General features: G+C 74.5%; 17 protein-coding genes and 2 pseudogenes. 12 read left to right on the top strand and 7 right to left on the bottom strand.

From position 1 onward, the window contains the following. Positions 1–73: 73 nt before the first annotated feature. A pseudogene (locus tag EAO77_RS40340) lies at positions 74–196 on the top strand (DUF1349 domain-containing protein); the annotation flags it as partial. Between the two features lie 35 nt (positions 197–231). Here the strand turns inward: EAO77_RS40340 and EAO77_RS40335 are convergent. Continuing rightward, positions 232–1,557 (bottom strand): annotated as a pseudogene (locus tag EAO77_RS40335) (aldehyde dehydrogenase family protein); the annotation flags it as partial. A gap of 127 nt (positions 1,558–1,684) precedes the next feature. Between EAO77_RS40335 and EAO77_RS24485 the strand changes: the two are divergent. From EAO77_RS24485 to EAO77_RS24450, 8 genes are all read left to right on the top strand, one after another. Next, entirely contained in the window at positions 1,685–2,455 is a 771-nt protein-coding gene (locus EAO77_RS24485) for an IclR family transcriptional regulator (RefSeq protein WP_147990442.1), read from the top strand. 206 nt (positions 2,456–2,661) lie between these two features. Next, the gene (locus EAO77_RS24480) at positions 2,662–3,633 is read left to right on the top strand and encodes a hypothetical protein (RefSeq protein WP_147990441.1); all 972 of its coding nucleotides are present in this window, start codon (positions 2,662–2,664) and stop codon (positions 3,631–3,633) included. A 23-nt stretch (positions 3,634–3,656) separates the two neighbouring features. Next, a complete protein-coding gene (locus EAO77_RS24475; protein ID WP_261994125.1) occupies positions 3,657–4,913 on the top strand; it encodes a sensor histidine kinase in 1,257 nt (418 codons plus the stop codon). 44 nt (positions 4,914–4,957) lie between these two features. Continuing rightward, positions 4,958–5,572, top strand: coding sequence for a response regulator transcription factor (locus tag EAO77_RS24470; protein WP_147991006.1), 615 nt, complete (start codon positions 4,958–4,960; stop codon positions 5,570–5,572). Positions 5,573–5,759: 187 nt separating this feature from the next. Beyond that, positions 5,760–7,211 (top strand): peptidoglycan D,D-transpeptidase FtsI family protein, encoded by a 1,452-nt coding sequence (locus EAO77_RS24465; protein ID WP_147990440.1) that lies wholly within the window; start codon positions 5,760–5,762, stop codon positions 7,209–7,211. 142 nt (positions 7,212–7,353) lie between these two features. Further along, positions 7,354–7,926, top strand: a complete 573-nt coding sequence (locus EAO77_RS24460) for a dihydrofolate reductase family protein (protein WP_147991005.1) — start codon at positions 7,354–7,356, stop codon at positions 7,924–7,926. 144 nt (positions 7,927–8,070) lie between these two features. Then, positions 8,071–8,472 carry a hypothetical protein gene (locus EAO77_RS24455; protein ID WP_187283426.1) on the top strand — a complete coding sequence of 134 codons (402 nt, stop codon included), beginning with the start codon at positions 8,071–8,073 and terminating at the stop codon, positions 8,470–8,472. 176 nt (positions 8,473–8,648) lie between these two features. Further along, positions 8,649–9,866 carry an MFS transporter gene (locus tag EAO77_RS24450; protein ID WP_261994123.1) on the top strand — a complete coding sequence of 406 codons (1,218 nt, stop codon included), beginning with the start codon at positions 8,649–8,651 and terminating at the stop codon, positions 9,864–9,866. A gap of 5 nt (positions 9,867–9,871) precedes the next feature. Here EAO77_RS24450 and EAO77_RS24445 read toward each other — a convergent pair whose 3' ends face one another. Both EAO77_RS24445 and EAO77_RS24440 read right to left on the bottom strand, forming a co-directional pair. Beyond that, positions 9,872–11,035, bottom strand: coding sequence for a hypothetical protein (locus EAO77_RS24445; protein ID WP_147990438.1), 1,164 nt, complete (start codon positions 11,033–11,035; stop codon positions 9,872–9,874). Beyond that, on the bottom strand, positions 11,032–11,991 hold the full coding sequence (locus tag EAO77_RS24440; protein WP_147990437.1) for a 5-dehydro-4-deoxyglucarate dehydratase: 960 nt from the start codon (positions 11,989–11,991) through the stop codon (positions 11,032–11,034). Before EAO77_RS24440 ends, EAO77_RS24445 begins: the two co-directional genes overlap by 4 nt. A 267-nt stretch (positions 11,992–12,258) precedes the next feature. On the opposite strand from EAO77_RS24440, the gene EAO77_RS24435 reads away from it, so the two are divergent. The 3 genes from EAO77_RS24435 to EAO77_RS24425 all read left to right on the top strand — a co-directional run bounded on the left by EAO77_RS24435 (position 12,259) and on the right by EAO77_RS24425 (position 14,759). Continuing rightward, positions 12,259–13,083 (top strand): NAD-dependent epimerase/dehydratase family protein, encoded by an 825-nt coding sequence (locus EAO77_RS24435; protein WP_147990436.1) that lies wholly within the window; start codon positions 12,259–12,261, stop codon positions 13,081–13,083. 150 nt (positions 13,084–13,233) lie between these two features. Then, positions 13,234–13,452: a hypothetical protein gene (locus tag EAO77_RS24430; RefSeq protein ID WP_147990435.1), complete on the top strand. Its 219-nt coding sequence runs from the start codon at positions 13,234–13,236 to the stop codon at positions 13,450–13,452. Positions 13,453–13,547: 95 nt separating this feature from the next. Next, a complete protein-coding gene (locus tag EAO77_RS24425) occupies positions 13,548–14,759 on the top strand; it encodes a TerD family protein (RefSeq protein ID WP_187283390.1) in 1,212 nt (403 codons plus the stop codon). A gap of 64 nt (positions 14,760–14,823) precedes the next feature. Here the strand turns inward: EAO77_RS24425 and EAO77_RS24420 are convergent, their stop codons facing one another. The 4 genes from EAO77_RS24420 to EAO77_RS24405 form a co-directional block, all read right to left on the bottom strand. Further along, a complete protein-coding gene (locus EAO77_RS24420) occupies positions 14,824–15,054 on the bottom strand; it encodes a hypothetical protein (RefSeq protein ID WP_147990434.1) in 231 nt (76 codons plus the stop codon). A gap of 49 nt (positions 15,055–15,103) precedes the next feature. Next, a complete protein-coding gene (locus EAO77_RS24415) occupies positions 15,104–16,627 on the bottom strand; it encodes a TROVE domain-containing protein (protein ID WP_147990433.1) in 1,524 nt (507 codons plus the stop codon). Between the two features lie 606 nt (positions 16,628–17,233). Then, positions 17,234–18,697, bottom strand: a complete 1,464-nt coding sequence (locus EAO77_RS24410) for an alkaline phosphatase PhoX (protein WP_147990432.1) — start codon at positions 18,695–18,697, stop codon at positions 17,234–17,236. A 145-nt stretch (positions 18,698–18,842) separates the two neighbouring features. Further along, on the bottom strand, positions 18,843–19,861 hold a 1,019-nt coding region (locus tag EAO77_RS24405; RefSeq protein ID WP_147991002.1), incomplete at its 5' end, for a hypothetical protein.

Raw genomic sequence — 19,861 nt, 5'->3', positions numbered from 1 at the left:
GCTCTCCCCGGACCTGCCGACCGTCTGCACGGTCGTCACCCGGGGCCACTCCGACGACGCCAACTCGTTCACGGTGGAGGGCGAGAGCGTCTGGCTGAGGGTCAGCCGCACGGGCAACGCCTTCGCCTTCCACGCCTCGACGGACGGCGAGCGGTGGACCTTCGTGCGCATCTTCGCCCTCGGCGACGAGGAGAGCGCCCGCGCGGCGCTGGTCGGCTTCATGGCGCAGTCGCCGGTGGGCCAGCCGTTGACGAGGACGCGGCCGGCGAGCGGGGTGAGCTCGGCGAGCAGGGCGGCGGCGGACGTGTCGCCCTCGGCCTCGGCCGAGGAGAGCTGGACCGTGGCGGTGAGGTTGCCGGGCAGCCGCGACAGCACCGCGGTGATCTCGTCGCGGTCGGTGTAGCGGGCGACGACGGTGACCGGGCCGAAGCACTCCTCCAGCAGCAGGTCGTGCGCGCCGGGCTCGCCGAGCCGTGCGGCGTCGACGGTCACGAAGCCGGGCCGGACGGTGAGCCCGTCGCCCGGCCCCGCCTCGACGGGGGCGCCGACGCCCGGCAGCGCGGCGCGTTCGGCCGCTCCGGCGACGAAGTTGTCGCGCATCCGGGTGTCCAGGAGGACGCCCGCCGGGCTGTCCGCCACGGTCCCGGCGAGACTCTTCACCAGCTGGTCGCCCCCGTCGCCCTCGGGGACCAGGACCAGGCCGGGCTTGACGCAGAACTGGCCGACGCCGAGGGTCATGGACCCGGCCAGCCCGGCGCCGATGTCGGAGCCGCGCTCGGCGGCGGCGGCCTCGGTGACCACGACCGGGTTGAGCGAGCCCAGCTCGCCGTGGAAGGGGATGGGCACGGGGCGGGACGCGGCCGCGTCGAAGAGGGCCCGTCCGCCGCGGATCGAGCCGGTGAAGCCGGCCGCCGTGATCAGGGGGTGGGCCACCAGCCGCACACCGGCGTCGAAACCGTGGACGAGGCCGACGACGGCCTCGTCGATGCCGTGCCGGGCCGCGGCCAGGCGGAGCTGGGCGGCGACCAGTTCGGAGGTCGCGGGGTGGTCCGGGTGGGCCTTGACCACGACGGGGCAGCCCGCGGCCAGCGCGCTGGCCGTGTCGCCGCCGGGGACCGAGAAGGCGAAGGGGAAGTTGGACGCGGAGTAGACGGCGACCACGCCGAGCGGCACCTTGTAGCGGCGCAGGTCGGGCACCGGCGGGGTGGCCGTGTCGTCGGGGTGGTCGATGACGACGCCGAGGTAGGCGCCCTCGTCGACGATGTCCGCGAAGGCGCGCAGCTGGTAGCGGGTGCGGGCCAGTTCGCCGGTGAGCCGGGCCGTGCCGAGGGCCGTCTCCGCGTCGGCGGCGGCGACCAGCTCGTCCGCGGTCTCCTCCAGCAGGGTGGCCGCGGTGCGCAGGAACGCGGCCCGTACGGTGCGGTCGGCGAGGTCCCCGCGGGCGGCGTGCGCGGCCCGGACCGCCGCGTCGACGTCGTCCGCCGTGGCCTCCACCGCAACGGCCTCGCGCCGCTTTCCGGTGCGAGGGTCGACACTCCAGACTTGTGCTGCTGTCACCGCGGCATCCTTCCCGTTCTCTGCCATCCACCTGGGTTGTTCGGTATTCTGAACAGCGTCCCGGGTGATGAATATGCTGGGACCTTATTTCCGGCCGTTCCACGCGGTCAAGAAGGGGCGAAGAGTGATGTCAGCTGTCGATTCGGGTGGGTCGCAGGTCAAATCGGCCGTACGGACGGTGGAGTTGCTGGAGTACTTCGCCGGCCGTCCGGGGATGCACTCGCTCGCCGCCGTCCAGGAGGCCGTCGGTTACCCCAAGTCCAGCCTCTACATGCTGCTGCGCACGCTGGTCGAGCTCGGCTGGGTGGAGACGGACGCCACCGGCACGCGCTACGGCATCGGCGTCCGCGCCCTGCTGGTGGGCACCTCGTACATCGACGGCGACGAGGTCGTCGCGGCCGCCCGCCCGACGCTGGACCGGCTCTCCGACGACACCACGGAGACCATCCACCTCGCCCGGCTCGACGGCACCAACGTGGTGTACCTCGCGACCCGGCAGTCCCAGCACTATCTGCGCCCCTTCACCCGGGTCGGCCGCCGGCTGCCCGCCCACTCCACCTCGCTGGGCAAGGCCCTGCTGGCCACCCACACCGACGAGCAGGTGCGCAAGCTGCTCCCGGAGACCCTCGCGCCGCTGACCGAGCACACCATCACCGACCGCGAGAAGCTCATCGAGGAACTCCAGCTGATCCGCGAGCAGGGGTACGCGGTGGACCGCGAGGAGAACACCCTGGGCCTGCGCTGCTTCGGCATCGCCATCCCCTACCGCACGCCGGCGCGCGACGCGATCAGCTGCTCGGTGCCGGTGGCCCGGCTGACGCCGGCGCACGAGCAGATGATCAAGGACGCGCTGTTCGACGCCCGGGACCGTCTCACGCTCGCCACCCGCCGCCTCTGACCCGAGGGGCGCCTCCACCCGCCGCGGCGCCCTTCCACCGGCCCGCGGCGCCTCCCCACCCGCYCGCGCCACCTCTTCCCCGGCCCGCCTCCACCGCGCCGGCCGGGCTGCCGCGCCCCTGCGGCGGTCCGTCTCCGCCGTRCGGCGGAGACGGATCGTCGCCGCGCAGGACGTCCCGGCCCACCGCCGCGAGCAGGGTGGACGTCATGACACCGACCGTCCCCTCCGACGCCCTCGCCCCCGGGCGGCTGCGCCCCGCGCTGCGCGCCGTGGCGATCGCCTCCTGCGTCCCCTATCTCGCCCTCAAGGCCGCCTGGATCGCGGGCAGTCGCATCGGCATCCCCGACGGCAGCGTGCTGCTGGAGGACCGTGCGGTCACGGCGGCCGCCAACGGGCTGACCGTGCTCATGGACGCGGCCGTCATCGTGCTGGCGGTGCTGCTGACGCGGCCCTGGGGCCTGCGGGTGCGGGCGTGGGTGCTGACGGTGCCGATGTGGGCGGCGACCGGGCTGCTCGCCCCGATCATGGTCGGCTTCCCCCTGCATCTGGCGGCGGGCGCCCTGGGCGGCAGCAGCCCGCAGGAGATCTCGGACGAACCCTTCCTGGACGCCTGGGTGTTCGACGTCGTCTACACCGGCTTCATCGTCCAGGGAATCGCCCTGGGAACCCTCTTCGTGCTCTGTGCCAGGCAGCGCTGGGGCCACCTCTGGCAGGGCACGCTGTGGACGCTGCCGACGTCCGCGACCGGCCCGCGGATGCGCGGCTGCGCCGTGGCCGGTGCGCTGATCGCCCTGGGGCCCGCGGTCATGCACGTGCTCTGGGCCGCCGGTTCGACGCTCGCGCTGCCCGCCGGGACCGCCGCCGGGCGCAGCACCGACTTCCGTCTGCTGGAGTCGATGCACGCCGCCTTCGCCGTCGCCGCCATGGCCTCCGTGCTGACCCTGGCCTTCCGGGCGGTCCCGTCCCTGTCGCTGCGGCCGGTGCTGGCCGTGGCCTGGACCTCGGCGAGCGCGCTGGGCGCCTGGGGCGGCTGGATGCTGCTCGCCACCCTGCTGCCGTCGCCGGACGACGCGGACCGGGCCACGGCGCCGCTGGCGCTGACCTACGCTGGTGCGATGATCTCCGGTCTGCTGCTGAGCGGTGCGATCGCCTCCCTGCTGCGCCGGCGCGGCGCGTGACCGACGGCGGGCCCCTGCGGCGCGTGACCGACGGCGGGTCCCGGTGGCGGGCGGCGTGCCGGGCGCTCTTCGGCAGCCGGGCGCGGCTGCGCTGGGTCCACCTGGTGCTGGGCGGCGCGCTGCTGATGCCGTTCTGGCTGGTGGGCACCGTGGCCGTGGGCCCGCTGGCCGGCGAAGGACAGACCGCTTTCGCCGGTTCGGCGGCGTTCCAGTTCGGCGCGTACGGTGTGGCGCTGCCGCTCGCCGCGATCGCCGGACTCTTCCCGATGGCGCGGCCCCTGTCGGTCGGCGCGGCCCGCGCCCTGTGCGGCGTCGGCACCGGCCTGTTCGCGGACGGGCCCGCCCGCAGCAGGGCGGCCCGGCTGCGCACGGCGTGCTGGTTCACCCTGCACCTGGGGATCGGGGCGCTGGTCAGCGGGGCGTCGCTGGCGCTGCCCCCGTTCGCCGTTGGCCTGCTGCTGACACCCCTCCTCCCGGGTGTGCGCACCTACCTGGGCGTCGACGGCTCGCCGTGGGCGGCGGTGCTGCTGCCCCTGGCGGGGATCGCGATGCTGGTCGCCCTCGCCGCGGTGTCGGCGGCGGCCGGGGCGCTGCTGGCGGGCCGGGCCGTGGTCCTGCTCGGCCCGGCCCCGGCAGACCGGCTCGCGGCGGCCGAGCGGCGCGCGGCCGAGCTGGCGGAACGCAACCGGCTGGCCCGCGAACTGCACGACTCGGTCGGCCACGCGCTCTCCGCCGTCACCCTCCAGGCCGGTGCCGCCCGCCGGGTGCTGGACCGCGACGTGGAGTTCGTGCGCGAGGCGCTGACCGCGATCGAGGAGACGGCACGGCGCACGGTCGGCGAACTGGACGCGGTGCTCGGCCTGTTGCGGCGGGACGGCGAGGGCGACGGGGAGCCGTCGGGCCCGGCGCTCGACGCCGTGCGGGGGCTGGTGTCCCGCAGCGGTGTGCCGGTGGCCCTGGAGACGGCGGGGGAACCCGACGCGGTCCCGGCCCATGTCTCGCGAGAGGCGTACCGGATCGTGCAGGAAGGTCTGAGCAACGCGCTGCGTCACGCCGGGGGGCTCCCGGTGTCCCTGTGGATCGCCGTACGCGGCGGGGAACTGGAGATCACGATGGAGAATCCGCTGCCGGCCACGGCGCCCGTGGTGCGGCCCGGCGGCGGCCGGGGCCTGCGCGGTGTCACGGAGCGGGCCGTGCTGCTCGGCGGCCGGGCGGTGGCCGGGGCGTGCGACGGGGTGTGGCGGGTGTCCGTGCTCCTGCCGTTCGGGGCCGGGCGGTGAGCGCCGCCGGGGCGGTACGGATCGTGGTGGCCGACGACGAGCGGATGGTCCGCACCGCGCTGCGGGTCATCCTCGAGGCGGAGCCCGGGCTCGAGGTCGCCGGCGAGGCGGCGACGGGTGCCGAGGCGGTCTCGGTGGTGCGGGAGACCCGGCCCGACGTGGTGCTGATGGATGTGCGGATGCCGGAGGTCGACGGCATCCGGGCGACCGAGCGGATCCTCGCCTCGATGGACGCCCCGCCGCGCATCGTGGTGGTGACGACCTTCGAGAACGACGCGTACGTGTACGAGGCGCTGCGGGCCGGGGCAGCCGGGTTCCTGCTCAAGCGGGTGGCGGCGGAGGAGCTGGTGCGGGCGGTCCGGCTGGTGGCGGCGAGCGACTCGCTGCTGTTCCCGGCGGCCGTGCGGTCGCTGGCCGCCGAGTACGGGCGCCGGCAGACGCCGCCGCCCGCCTGGGCGGCGCGGCTGACGGACCGGGAGGCCGAGGTGCTGCGGCAGATGGCGCGGGGTCTGACGAACGCGGAGATCGCCGCCCTGATGGGCGTCGGCCCGGCGACGACCAAGACGCATGTCGCGGCGGTGCTGGCGAAGACCGGGGCGAGGGACCGGACCCAGGCGGTGATCGCGGCGTACGAGTCCGGGTTCGTCGCGCCGCGCTGAACCCGGGGCCGCACCGACCGGAGGCCGCCCGCCCGCGCGGCGGGGACGGCCGGCGGGGCCGGGACGGCCGCCTGGGTCCGGCACCCTTCGGCCCCCAGGCGCCCCGGCGCCCCGGCGCCCGATGAGGAAATCCTGAGAAAAGCCGCGAGCGGGAACGTTCCGCCGGACGGCACTCGTCCTCCGGGGGATGAACAGGACGATCAGGCGCGCCGCCGTCTTCACTCTGCTGCTGGTCCTCGCCCTGCTGGTGCGGGCGACCTGGGTGCAGGCGTACGAGGCGCGGGCACTCGCCGAGAACGAGAACAACCACCGGCGGACCATCGCGCAGTACGCGCAGCCGCTGGGCGACATCGTCGTGGCCGGCTCCGCCGTCACCGGGTCGGCGCGGACCGAGCACGGGGACCTCGCGTACCAGCGCACCTACACCGACGGCGCCCTCTACGCGCAGGTCACCGGCTACAGCTCCCAGGCGTACGGGGCCACCCAGCTGGAGGGCATCCACGCCGGCGTGCTGGACGGCACCGACGCGCGGCTGAAGGACCCGCTGGACACGCTGACCGGGGCGCAGCAGAAGCCGGGCGACGTGCTGACGACGATCGACCCCGCCGTGCAGAAGGCCGGCCACGAGGCGCTCGGCGACGCCAAGGGCGCCGCCGTCGCCCTCGACCCCGCGACCGGGGAGATCCTCGGCATGGTGAGCACGCCGTCGTACGACCCGTCCACGATCAGCGGCACCGGCGACGGCGACGCCTGGCAGAAGCTGCTCGACGACCCGGACAAGCCGCTGGTGAACCGCGCGCTGCGCCAGCCGCTGCCGCCCGGGTCGACGTTCAAGCTCGTCGTCGCGGCGGCCGCGCTGGAGGAGGGCCTGTACGGGTCGGTGGACGAGCGGACCGACAGCCCCGACCCGTATCCGCTGCCGGGCTCGACGAGGGACCTGACCAACGAGAACCCGTCCGCGCCCTGCGAGGACGCCTCCCTCCGCACGGCCCTGCGGTACTCGTGCAACAACGTCTTCGGGAAGATGGCCGTGGACCTCGGGCAGGACACCGTCCGGGCGACGGCCGAGAAGTTCGGTTTCGGCGACGGCACCCTCGACGTCCCGGTGCGTGCCTACGCCAGCGTGTATCCGACCGGGATGGACGACGCGCAGACGGCGCTGAGCGGCATCGGGCAGTTCTCGGTGACCGCCACACCGCTCCAGATGTCGATGGTGTCGGCGGCTCTCGCCAACGACGGCGTCCTGGTCTCCCCGCACATGGTCTCGAAGGTGGTGGACGGGGAGGGCGACACCCTGGAGTCCTACGAGGACCCCGAGGAGAGGCGGATCGTGTCCTCGTCCGTCGCCGAGCAGCTGCGCAGCGCGATGGTCACGGTCGTCGAGGACGGCACGGGCTCGAACGCGCGGATCCCCGGCGCCGAGGTCGGCGGGAAGACGGGCACGGCCCAGCACGGCGAGAACAACAGCAGGACGCCGTACGCCTGGTTCACCTCGTACGCCGAGGACCCCGCGAGCGGCCGGCAGGTCGCGGTGGCGGTGATCGTGCAGGACTCGGGCGCCGAGCGGTCCGAGGTGAGCGGCAACGGACTGGCGGCGCCGGTCGCGCAGAAGATGATGGCCGCGGCGCTCGGCGGCTGACCCGCGGGCCGGACGGGCGGCGACCGATGAGTTTCCCCGCGGTCCGGGGTCGACATTCACGGTCGGTGCGCACGGCCCCTGTGGTCGAATGCGCGCACCGCCCGGAACCGCCGGACGCACCCACGACATCGAGGACACCACGATGCGCACTCTGATCACCTCCGCCTTCATTTCGCTCGACGGGGTCATGGAGGCTCCCGGCGGCGAGCCCGGCTACCGGAACTCGGGGTGGACGTTCAAGGACGTCGACTTCCTGCCCGAGGCGTACGAGATCAAGGGCCGGGAGCAGAAGGAGGCCACCGCCCTGCTGTTCGGCCGGGCCAGCTACGAGGCGTTCAGCCCGGTGTGGCCGGACATGGAGGACTTCGCCGACTACAGGGAGATGCCGAAGTACGTGGTCTCCACGACCCTCGGCGAGGACGGCCTCGTCCGGAACTGGGGGGAGACGACGATCCTGCGCTCCCTCGACGAGGTCGCCGCGCTGAAGGAGACCGAGGGCGGCCCGATCCTCGTCCACGGCAGCGCCTCCCTGAACCGGGCGCTCTCGGACGCCGGTCTGATCGACCGGTACCACCTGCTGGTCTTCCCGCTCCTGCTCGGTGCGGGCAAGCGTCTGTTCAGCGCGACGGACAAGGACACCCAGAAGCTGCGGCTCGTCGAGCACGAGACCTACGCCAACGGACTGCAGAAGAACGTCTTCGACGTCGTGCGCTGACGCGCTGCACGGCGGCCGCGGCACCCGGCAAAGGGGTGGGCGCGGGGTCGCCGCTCAGGGTATGCAGGGGATCCGTGATCCCCTGCTCCCCTTCTGCTGGAGGCCGTTGTGCGCTCTCTGCCCCGTTCCCCGTCCGGCTGGACCATGGCCGTCTTCGGTCTGCTCGCCGCCCTGCTGGGAGTGGTGGGGCTGCTGGCACCCGGCGCGCTGCTCGCGGTCATGGGCTTCGAGTCCGTACCGGCGGGACGGCGCGCGGACGGCGACCACACGGCGGTCTTCGTCACCGCCTCCTCGATGGCCGCGGTCAACATGGGCATCTACTACGTCCTGGCGGCGCTGTCCGACTGGAAGGCGTTCTTCCGCTGGACCGTCCCCTTCCGTCTGCTGACCTGCGCCGTCTTCACCCTCGCCGTCGTCTCGGGCCGCGCGCCGGCGGGCTTCCTCGGCGTGGGGCTGTGGGAGGGCGCGGGCGCACTGGTGACGGCGGCGGCCCTGCGCCGGGAGGCCCGGACCGCTGTTGCGGGGGCGCAGGGGGCGGTCGGCTGAGGCGGCTGCCCGATCCGGGCCGGGGGCTGCGGCCGCCCGATCCCGAACGGAGGCCCGGACGGCTCCCCGATCCGGGCCGGAGCTAGGGCGGCTGCCCGATCCGGGCCGGACGCCTTAGCTGCGACCGTCCTCGGTGGGCCGGACCTCCCGGCCCGCCGTGGGAAGGGCGGTGCCGGGTGGGATGGGCGGCGGGGGCGGTTCTGCGGGACCGCGACGCGGGACTGTATCTGTCCGCGGTGGTGGTCTCCGGTTTCGGTACGTCGGCGATGTGGCTCGCCGCCGGGGTCTGGGTCAAGTCGCTGACCGGCTCCGACTCTCTGGCCGCGCTGACCGCGTTCGCAATGTGGGCGCCCACCCTGATCGGCCCGCTGCTGGGGTCGGTCGCGGACCGGGTCCGCCGGCGTCCGCTGCTGGTCCGGTCGAACCTGGCGATGTGCGTGCTGCTGCTCCCGCTGCTGGCCGTGGACTCCGCCGGCCGGGTGTGGATCCTGTTCACGGTGCTGGCGGTGTACGGGGCGGTCTCGGTGGTGCAGGACGCCGCCGAGGCCGGCCTCGTCGCGAAGGTCGTGGACACGCGGCTGCTCGGCGACGTCAACGGTCTGCGCATGGCGGCGAACGAGGGGATGAAGCTGCTGGCACCGCTGGTGGGGGTGGTGCTGTTCACCCGGTTCGGCGGGGCGTCGGTGGCGCTGCTCGACCTCGCGTCGTTCGCCGCGGCCGCCGGGGTGTTCGCGCTGCTGCGGGTGCGCGAGGAGCCGCCGGCCGTCCGCCCGGAGGGCGCCGGCCCCTTCGCCGGGGCGTGGGCGGGGGCGCGGGAACTGAGGCGTTCGGCGGTGCTGTGGCCGCTGGTCGCGGGCGGGGCGGCCGTGATGGCCCTGGCCGGGGTCAACGGGGCGCTGGTCTACGCGGTGACGGACTCGGTGCTGGGCCGCTCCCCCGCGTTCACCGGAGTGCTCTACGCGGCGCAGGGCGCCGGCTCCGTGCTCTGCGGTCTGCTGGCGGGGCCGCTGCTGCGACGGGCCGGTGAGCGCCGGCTCGCGGCGGCCGGGGTGGCCCTGTTCGCGGCCGCGGTCGCGCTGCGGGCCCTGCCGTACGACGCGGTGGCCCTGGTGTGCAGCGCCGGGATCGGCCTGGGGCTGCCGTGTGCGCTGCTGGCGGCGATGACGGCGGTGCAGCGCGAGACACCGGACGCGGTGCTGGGCCGTACGGCGGCGACGGCGAGCACGCTGATGTTCCTGCCGAACGCGGTGACGCTGGGGCTCGGGGCGGGACTGGTGGCGTTCGTCGACGTGCGGGTGCTGCTGACGCTGACGGGGCTGCTGGGTCTGGTCGTGGCGGCGCTGCTGGCGCGTCGCGGCCGGGTGCCGGAGGCGTCGCGCCGCCGGCACCCGTGACGGCGTCAGCCCCCGGGGCGCAGCGCCTCCCCGACGGCTGCCAGGTCGGCGTCCGACGCCAGGCCCGCGTGGTAGAGCCGCAGTTCGGTGGCGCCCGCCTCGGCGGCGCGTGCCGCGTCGGCGGCGAGGCGGGCGGGCGAGCCGCCCATGCCGGAGACCACGGTGAGGTTCGCCGCGAGGACGGTGCCCGGCCGGGTGTGCGGGACGAACGGTCCGAGCAGGCCCGGACCGCCGGTGCACGGCACCACCACGCCGTCGGCGACGGCGAGGATGTGGGCCGGGTCGACGCCGGCGTTGGCGCCGCAGTGGTGGGCCTCGGGGTCGGCGTGCAGCAGGACCTGGAACCCGTCCGGTCCGGCGGCCCGGACCGCGGCCACCGCCTGCTCCTGGAGCGACCGTGCCGTGCCGGTGCGGAACGCCGCGACGGCTTCGGCGAGTTCGCCGCCCAGCAGCTCCCGGACGCTCGCGCCGGGCGGCGCGGTGCCCTGCCAGAGCGGCTCCAGCGCCTTGCGCACGGCCTCCGCCAGCCTGCCGGGGCCGACGCCGAGGGCCTCGTACCCCTCGCCGCAGGAGCCGCAGAAGCACAGCGACATCAGGTACTGCCCCGCGTCCCCGAGACCGACCCCGGCGATCTTGTCGTGGGCGTGGAGATGGGCGAGGCCGTACCAGCCGCAGGACTCCAGCTCGGTGCCCAGCGCGCCGGGCCTGACCGCGGCCTCGGCGGCGAGGGCGACCAGGTGGTCGCGCACGGCGGGCTGCGCGATGCACGGCGCCCACGGGTAGCGGTCGCCGTAGGCGTTCACCACGGAGGTCTCCGGGTGCTCCGCCCCCATGCGGGAGTTGTGGGCGAGGACCACCCAGCTGTGCACGTCGAGCCCGGCCGCGGCGAGTGCCTCGGCGGCCTCGCCGTAGGCGTCGCCGCTCGCCCAGTCGCCCGCCGCGAACGGCTTCAGGGCGTGGCCGGACCAGTGGGCCGGGTCGGGCGGGTAGAGCACGGCGGCATGGGAGGCGGTGACGATCCGGTGCCGGGGGTGGCGCGGGGTCAGGGCGCGGGTGGAGTGGTACGCGGAGGCGAGGGTGATCTGTCGGATGCCGAGGGCGGCGAGGCGTCCGGGTGCCTCGGGGTCGCCCACGACGTCCCAGGGGTAGAGGAAGGCCGACGTCCTCACGCGGCGTCCTCCAGCAGGGCGCGGCCGCGCGCCACCAGCCCGGCGAGGGCCTCGGTGTGGGCGGCGGTCGGCTCGCACAGCGGCGGGCGCACGCCGCCGACGTCGAGTCCGCCGAGCCGCACGCCCGCCTTGACCAGCGAGACGGCGTAGCCGCGGCCCTGGTTGCGCAGTTCGACCAGCGGAACGAAGAAACCGTCGAGCAGCCGGTTCACCGTCTTGTCGTCGCCCGTGGTGAGCGCCCGGTGGAAGGCGAGGGCGATGTCGGGGGCGAAGGCGAAGACGGCGGAGGAGTAGAGGCCGATGCCGATGCCGCGGTAGGCGAGGCCGGTGAGCTCGGCGGTGGGCAGCCCGTTGAAGTAGAGGAAGTCGCGCCCGGGGGCGCCGGTGCGGACCGCGCTGACGATGCGCTGCATCAGGTCGAGGTCGCCGAGGCCGTCCTTGAGGCCGATGATCTTCTCGACGCCGGCGAGGGCCACGACGGTCTCCGGCGCGAAGACGGCGTTGTCGCGCTGGTAGACGATGACGTCGAGCGAGGTGGCGTCCGCGAGCTCGGTGTAGTGGCGGATCAGGCCGGGCTGGTCGGCGACGACGAGGTAGGGCGGCATGGCGAGCAGTCCGTCGGCGCCCTCCTCCTCGGCCGCCCGCGCGTAGGCGACGGCGAGGGCGGTGCCGTGGCCGGTGCCGGCGAGGACGGGGACCCGGCCCGCGGTCTCCTCCACGGCGGCCCGTACGCAGAGGCGGAACTCCTCGGGCGACAGGGCGTGGAACTCGCCGGTCCCGCAGCAGGCGAAGACGGCGGCGGCCCCGGCGTCGATGCCGCCGCGCACATGGGCGCGGAAGGCCGCGAGGTCGACGCCGCCGTCGGGCCCGTACGCGGTGACGGGGAAGAAGAGCGGGCCCCTGCCCCGGGTGAGCCGGGCGGCGAGGGGATCGGCGGCGAGCGGTTCTGAGGTCACGGGCGCTCCCTGGCCGTGCACCGAGCCTCCGCTCGTGCACAATTCTGATCGACGTCCATATTTCTGAACGCGACCACGCTAGTCCGGCCCGCGCGGGCAGGTCAAGGCGCACACCCGCAATCGACGACCGGACTCGCCCGCCGCGCGGGACACTTGACGTCGGCGGGGGCCTGTTCCTAGCGTGTCCACGGATGTGAATCGAGTCCACGCACCTGACATGCCATGGCCGCGAGCCCGCGGTCATGAGTCCCTGAGGGAGACCCACCGATGCCGGCACCCCGCACCGTCCTGCTCACCGGCGCCGCCGGCGGACTCGGCACCCTGATGCGCGGGCTGCTGCCCGCCTACGGTTACGAGCTCCGCCTCTTCGACGTCGTCCCGATCGAGGGGGAGCCGGACGCCGTCGTCGCCGACCTCGCCGACCGCGACGCGGTGCGCGAGGCCGTCCGCGGGGTCGACGCCGTCCTCCACCTGGCGGGCATCTCGCTGGAGGCCTCGTTCGACAAGATCCTCCGGGCCAACATCGAGGGCACCTACAACCTCTACGAGGCCGCCCGCGAGGAGAAGGTGGACCGCATCGTGTTCGCCTCCAGCAACCACGCCGTGGGGTACGTCCCGCGTCCGGCAGGTCCGGCGCCCGTCGCCCCCGGCGACCTGATCCCCGTGGAGACGCGGCACCGGCCCGACACCTTCTACGGCCTCTCCAAGTGCTTCGGCGAGGACCTCGCCCAGCTGTACTGGGACCGGCACGGCCTGGAGACCGTCTCGGTGCGGATCGGGTCCTGCTTCATGGAGCCCACCTCGGTGCGCATGCTCTCGGTCTGGATGAGCCCCGGCGACGGCGCCCGGCTCTTCCACGCCGCGCTGACCGCCGAGGACGTCGGCCACAGCATCGTGTACGGCTCGTCCGCCAACACCCGGCTGTGGTGGGACCTGACGAGCGCCCGCGCGCTCGGCTACGAGCCGCAGGACGACTCGGAGCAGTACGCCCCGAAGCTGATCGCCGAGCAGGGGGAGCTGGACCCGAAGAAGGCGGAGCACGCCTGCCTGGGCGGCCACTTCACCACCGACCCGCCGCGGTGGCCCCACTGACCGCGCCAAAGCCGGCGACCCGCGGGCCCGTGCCGGCCGCGGCGGGTCCGCGGCCCGCGGGCCCGTTCCGGAGGACATGCCGCGCGAGGCCGTACCGGGCCACGGAAAAGCACATGACCCGCGGTGCCCGGCCGGGCCAGGATGGCCGGCATGGGCAGACCTTCCGGATTCAGCTGGACCGAGCGCGGTGACGGGACCGTCGTCGTCACCCACCGGGGCCGCGCGGCCACCACGTTGCGCGGCCCGCGCGCCGCGGCGTTCCTCGCCGAGGTCGAGTCCGGCGACGCGCAGCTCGTGATGGCGCGCTGGACGGGCTCCTACCGCTTCGGCAACGAGCGCACGGCCCGCAACCACCCCCGCAACAGATGACCCCGGCCCGCCGCCGGGGCCGGTCCGGCGGGTCTCACCGGATCGGACGCAAAGGGTAAGGGAACGGTAAAGCGCCCTCGCTCGTTACGTCAGGCATGACAGCTATGACCCCCGGCTCGAACATCCCTCTCACCGTCGCGCGCGTGGCGGTGGACGTCGCCGCCCCGGTGCGGCTCGACGTATCGGGCCTGCTGCTCACCGCCGACGGCAAGGTGCGCTCCGACGACGACTTCATCTTCTACAACCAGCCGCAGGGCCCGGGCGTCACCTACCGTTCGGGCGGCGGCACCGCGCCGGACGCGATCGTCGTCGACACCGCCGCCGTGCCCCCGGGCATCGAGAAGATCGTCGTGACGGCGAGCCCGGACGCGGCGGGGCAGACGTTCCAGGGCATCGAGCCGACGGCCACCATCCGCGGCGCCGACGACGGCAGCGCGCTCGCCACCTTCACCCCGCCGCGCCTCGGCGCCGAGACGGCCCTCGTGATCGTGGAGATCTACCGCCGCAACGGCGTCTGGAAGGCCCGCGCCGTGGGCCAGGGGTACGCCGACGGCCTGGCCGGCATCGCGACCGACTTCGGCGTCTCCGTCGACGAGGAGCCCGCGGCCGCCCCCGCGCAGCCGGCGCCCACGCAGCCGGCGCCCGTCCGGCCCGCTCCGGTGGCCGACCCCCGGGTCGCCGCCGTCCCGCCCCCGCCGGCGGCGCCGCCCGCGCCCGCACCGGGCACGGGCAAGATCAACCTCGACAAGGGCCGGGTCAGCCTCCAGAAGAACCAGACCGTGTCCCTGGTCAAGGGCGGCCGTCCGCTGCTGTCCCAGGTGAAGATGGGCCTCGGCTGGGAGCCCGCGTTCCGCGGCAAGGACATCGACCTCGACGCGTCCGTGATCGCCTACGGGCCCAACCGCAACCACCTGGACAGCTGCTACTTCGGCAAGCTGTCGATCCTGAACGGCTCCGTCAAGCACTCCGGCGACAATCTGACGGGCGAGGGGGCCGGCGACGACGAGGTCATCGTGGTGGACCTGGGCCGGCTGCCCGCGGACGCGACGGGCCTGGTGTTCACGGTGAACAGCTTCTCGGGTCAGAAGTTCACCGAGGTGGCGAAGGCCTACTGCCGGCTGCTGGACGCCACCACGGGCGAGGAGCTGGTGCGCTTCGACCTCACGGGCGCCGAGCCTCAGACGGGCGTGATGATGGCCAAGCTGATCAAGCAGTTCTCGGGCGAGTGGGAGATGACCGCCATCGGCGACTTCGTGAAGTCGCGCACGGTGCGCGGCATGGTCAAGCCTGCGGCGCAGGCGCTGTGACCTCTCCGCGGGATGCCCGTCGGGGGCGGCGGGCACCCCGCGGAGAGCTGGTCGGAGCTGTGAATCAGAGCTTCGCCAGTTTGGTGAAAGGGCTGAGAATGCGGCCCTGACGGCCTGCGAAGTCGACGAACACCGCGGCGTTGTCGCCTTCGACGGAAAGGACCCGTCCGAGGCCGAACTGGTCGTGGGAGACCCGGTCACCCACGTCGTACCGTTCGATCGGTTCGGCGTCGGGAGCGGGCCGGTTGAAGGGACTGGTGGGCAGATGGCGCCGGGATCCGGCTGACGTGGTCATTGAGGGCAAGTATGCGCCCTCCGGGCACCCTCTGACCATGCCGGTACGGTCACAACCAGGGCCAGTCGGCCGAGACACCCCGCTCGACCAGCGGCACCATGCGGAACGCGGCGTCGGAGAGTCCGCCGAAGACATGCCGGTGGGGGCCCTCCGCGGGGGCGTGCCCGAAGCGGTAACCGGCCAGGTTCCACGTGTGGACCGGGACGTCGGCGGGGATCGGGTCGGTCACCCCGCGGCGGGGTCCGTCCGCCGCCTGCTCGTCGGTGACGACGAGCACCCGGTCGTGACCGTCGTAGTGCGCGCGCACGGCCCGGACGGTGTCGGTGCCGCCGAGCATCCGGAAGCGCTTCATGACCCCGAGCACCGGCTCGTCCGGCGTGTACGCGACCCGGTGGTGGGAGGTGCCGAACTGCACCAGGTCCGCCTGCTCGCAGCGCATCGCGACGGCCGTGCCGAAGAGCGCCGCGGCGTCCGCCCGGTTGAGCACGGACCGTTCCGACAGCGGATCCCACATCGATCCCGAGCGGTCCACCAGGATCAGCGTCCGCCCCGGGAGGACGGGCACGTTCGCCAGCGAGTGCCCGAGCGCCCGCTCCAGCGCCTGCGACCACCGCGGCGACGGCGCGTGCCGGTACGCCGCCAGGTAGCGGAACGGGAACTGCCGCGAAGCGGCCACCTGCTCCGGGTCGCAGATCCGGGCGGCGACCCGGGCGGCCGCCTCGTCCCCGACACCCGCCTCGTCGAAGTTGCGCAGGTTCCGCAGGAGCGCCATGGGGCCCATGGAGGGGATGACCGCCTCCCAGGCCGCCGCGTCCAGCGGCCCCTGGAGCCAGCCCGCCAGGGCCTCCCAGGTCATGCCGGCCGCGGCCAGCCGCTCCGCTGCGCCCGCACCCGTGACGACCGCCCGGCGCTCCCGCACGGGCAGCTCCGACAGCTCCCGGTGCGCGGCGACGACGGGCAGCGAGGCGGGCACCGCCGTGCCGGGGCGGTGCCTCCGGTCGAGCGCATGGCGGAAGAGGTCGCCCTGCCACGGCTTCGCGGGGTCCGGCGAGGCGTGCACGAGGGCGAGCACGTCGCCGAAGCGGAAGGTCCTGCTCTCCGTGTCGTACTTGAGCAGGGAGCGGCTGCCGTACAGGCGGCGGACCGCGTCGGCGATCCCGCGCTTCACCGGCTTGGGCACCGCCCGTCCGTAGGCGGCGGTCCAGTGGGCGAGCAGTTCGCCCGGTTCGTCGGCGCGCTGGAGCACGGAGTCGACGACCCGGCGGTTGCAGGTGTCCTGTCCGGCCGCGCCCGCCCCGAGGCGGGCGTGGACGAAGGCCGCGGCGCCGGCGATGGACGCCGTGCGCATGTGCGCGCCGGTGCGAAGCCAGCCCAGCAGGCCGGCGGTCCACTCGGGGTCCTCGACGGCGAGGGTGCTCACCAGCGAGGTGAAGCGGCTGTCGCGGTCGCGGGCGGATTCGTAGAACGTGCCGGTGTCCACGAAGTGCGCGACCGCGAGCAGGAAGAGCTCGGTGCGCGGGTCGCGGACGAAGCCGGCGCCGCCCTCGTAGGTGCGCGGCCGGGCCGGCGGCAGGACGTCGGGCCGGGCGGCCGGACGGACGAGGTGGCCGCCTTCGACGGGCCGGCCCGCGGGGCGCGGCCTGTCCGGCGGCGCCTCCTCGTCGCCGAAGAGGACGCGTCCGCGTGTGTCGATGTAGGAGTAGGGAGCTGCCTCGTCGCGCGCTGCGGCGCTGTTGAAACGAGTGATGGGAAAATCCCCCCGGATTTCCGCGGATGAGAGGTCGTGCGGTGGGCGGCCCGAGATCAGGTTCGGTGACGGAACAGGGTGCTCTGTCCGGTTGAGCTACCGGCACGGGGCCGGACGGGATTCGAACCCGCAATCTCTGTCGTGGAAGTATCCGTCGCCGGGCGCACCGGGCCGCCCCGTGGATCCGTCCTCCCGGAATCCGGCAGGGCAGCGGTGCACCGCGCCACGAGGACGCGACCGCGGCCCGCGCACCGGGAGGTGCGGTCCACGGGGGAGACAGTAGTGAGCGGCCGTCGGGCGCGCCACGCAATTGATCGCGTGGCGCCGTCCCTCGCGCGTGGGCCGCACGCGCCACGCGCCCGGTGGCACGGCGGGGCTCCGGTGGGGGCGTCGTGCCCACCGGGCCCTGCCGTGCCCTGCCCTGCCGTGCCGTCAGCGGCGGTTCGGCTGGCGCTTCCAGGGGCCGGTGATCGCGAACATGATGCCGGGCGTCTGGATGCTGGCGTAGAGGGTGCGTCCGTCCGGGGAGAAGACGACACCGGCGAACTCGCTGTAGTCCGGGTCGTCCTCGCTGCCGACGTTCAGCTCGTTGCGGGCTATGGGGTACGTACGGCCGCTGTCGGTGGCCCCGATGAGGTGCTGGACACCCTCGCCGTCCTCGGCGATGACCAGGCCGCCGTACGGGGAGACCGTGATGTTGTCGGGGCCGTCGAAGGCGCCGTCCGCGCCGGGGTCCGGGTTCACGCCGAGCAGCACCTTCAGGGTGAGGGTCCGCCGCCGGGGGTCGTAGAACCACACCTGGCCGTCGTGCTGTGCGGGGCTCTCCTCACGGGCGTACGAGGAGACGATGTAGGCACCGCCGTCGCCCCACCACATGCCTTCGAGCTTGCGGCCACGGGTGACCTCGTCGTCGGTGAACTGCTTGCGCAGGGAGACGGTGCGGGCGTCCCGGTCCGGGACCTCGGCCCAGTCGACGCCGTAGACCGTGCCGATGCGCTTCGCCCGGGAGAGGTCGTCCACGAAGCGGCCGCCGGAGTCGTAGCAGCGGGCGGCCTGGAGGACGCCCGCGTCGTCGGCGAGGGTGCGCAGCCGGCCGCGGCCGTGGGTGAAGCCCTGCGGCGGGACCCAGCGGTAGAGCAGGCCGTTGGGGTTGGAGGCGTCCTCGGTGAGGTACAGGTGGCCGCGCCGCGGGTCGACGACGACGGCCTCGTGGGCGAAGCGGCCGAGGGCCTTGACCGGCTCGGGGTCGCGGTTGGCGCGCCGGTCGCGGGGGTCGACCTCGAAGACGTAGCCGTGGTCCTTGGTCATACCGTTCCGGCCGGCCCTGACCTCGGTCTCCTCGCAGGTCAGCCAGGTGTCCCACGGGGTGGTCCCGCCGGCGCAGTTCTGTGCGGTGCCCGCGATGCCGACCCACTGGGCGACCTCGCCGCCGCGCCGGGTCTCGACCACGGTGCAGCCGCCGGGCGCGGCGGGGTCGTAGACGAGGCCCTCGGCCGCCGGGACGGGGTGGGCGACGCCGGCGCGTGCGCCGGAGAGTTCGTGGTTGACGACGAGCAGCGTCGCACCGCGCGGGCCCTCGAAGGCGGCCGTCCCGTCGTGCTTGCCGGGGGTGAACTCGCCGGACTCCAGCGTGGTGACGCCGGTGCGGGTGAGGACACGGTACGAGAAGCCGGCGGGCAGGGCGAGGAGCCCCTCGGGGTCCGGCACGAGGGGGCCGTACCCGGGCTCGCGGCCCCGGTCGTCGCCGTGGGTCCCGTCGTCGTGGCCTCCGTGGTGGTGCTCCTCGGCGGCGAGGGCGCCGGGGGCGGTGGCGAGCGCTCCGACGGCGCCGGTGAGGGCGACTCCGGCACCGGTGAGGGCGGAGTTCCGGGTGAATTCCCTGCGGCTGAGCGGCATGCAGTTCTCCTGAGGGGCGCATTCCGGCTGGCTGATACGCGCCACACCTTCCCGCCCCCGCACGAACACCGCCTGAACGCGGGACGACGCGCCGGCCTCGCCGCGGGAGCGGGCGGCCCCCGCACCGCCGGCCGCCCGCGCCGCGCTAGGCGGCGCCGTCGCGCGACCGGGACTTGAAGGCCGCCTTGCGGGCCTCCTTCGCCAGGTGCTTGTCCCGGTGCAGACGGCCCATCGCCTCCAGCACGTCCGCCGTCGCGGGGTGCTCCACCCGCCAGGCGGCGTCGAAGAACCCGCTGTGCTGGCCGACGAGGCCCTCCACCAGGTCCTGGAGCTCGTCGGCCTCGCCGTCCGCGTCCAGTTGGGCGGCGATGGTGTCGATCGCCAGCCAGAAGATCATCGACTCCGGCGGGGGCGGCACGTCCGTCGCGCCGTGCTCCGCGAGCCAGACCCGTGCCAGGCCGCCGAGTTCGGCGTCGTCCAGGACGGCGCGGACCTCGGGCTCGGCGCGGATGCCGACGAGGGCGAGGGCCTGCTGGCAGTGGAGCCGCCGCAGCGGGGCGTCCCGGTCGCCCCCGCGGGCGGCGGCCAGCAGTTCGCGGGCGGCGTCGGCGGGGGCGCGGGGGGCGAGCCACTGGAGGGTCTCGGCGCGCGCCGCCGGCTCGGGGTAGCCGCTGAGGCCGCCGAGGAGGACGTCGGCGCCCTTGTCCGCGAGGTCGCCCACGGCGGGCGCGGCCACGCCGGCCTCCAGCATCCGGGAGCGGATGCCGTACAGGCCGAGGGGTGTGAGCCGGACCAGGCCGTAGCGGGAGACGTCCTCGTCGTCGACGGCCGCGGGCGACTCGTGCTCGTCGCCCTCCTCGACCATCAGCGCCTCGTCGACGGGCTGGTAGTCGACCAGGCCGACCGGCTCCAGCAGCCGGAACTGGTCGTCGAGGCGCATCATCGCCTCGGAGACCTGCTCCAGCACGTCGTCCGTCGGCTCGCCCATGTCGTCGGGGACCACCATGGACGCGGCGAGCACGGGCAGCGGGACGGGCTGGTCGGCGGGGCCGGCCTCGGACACGGTCAGCAGGTAGAGGTTGGCGAGCACGCCTTCCAGGAACTCGGCCTCCGCCTCGGGGTCCCAGTCGAGGGCGTCGAAGTCGATCTCGCCGTCCTCGCCGA

The organism is Streptomyces sp. T39 (assembly GCF_008042045.1).
Taxonomy (GTDB): Bacteria; Actinomycetota; Actinomycetes; order Streptomycetales; family Streptomycetaceae; genus Streptomyces.
Note: the sequence above shows the minus strand (reverse complement) of the source record. Positions and strands in the feature narration are given on the sequence as shown.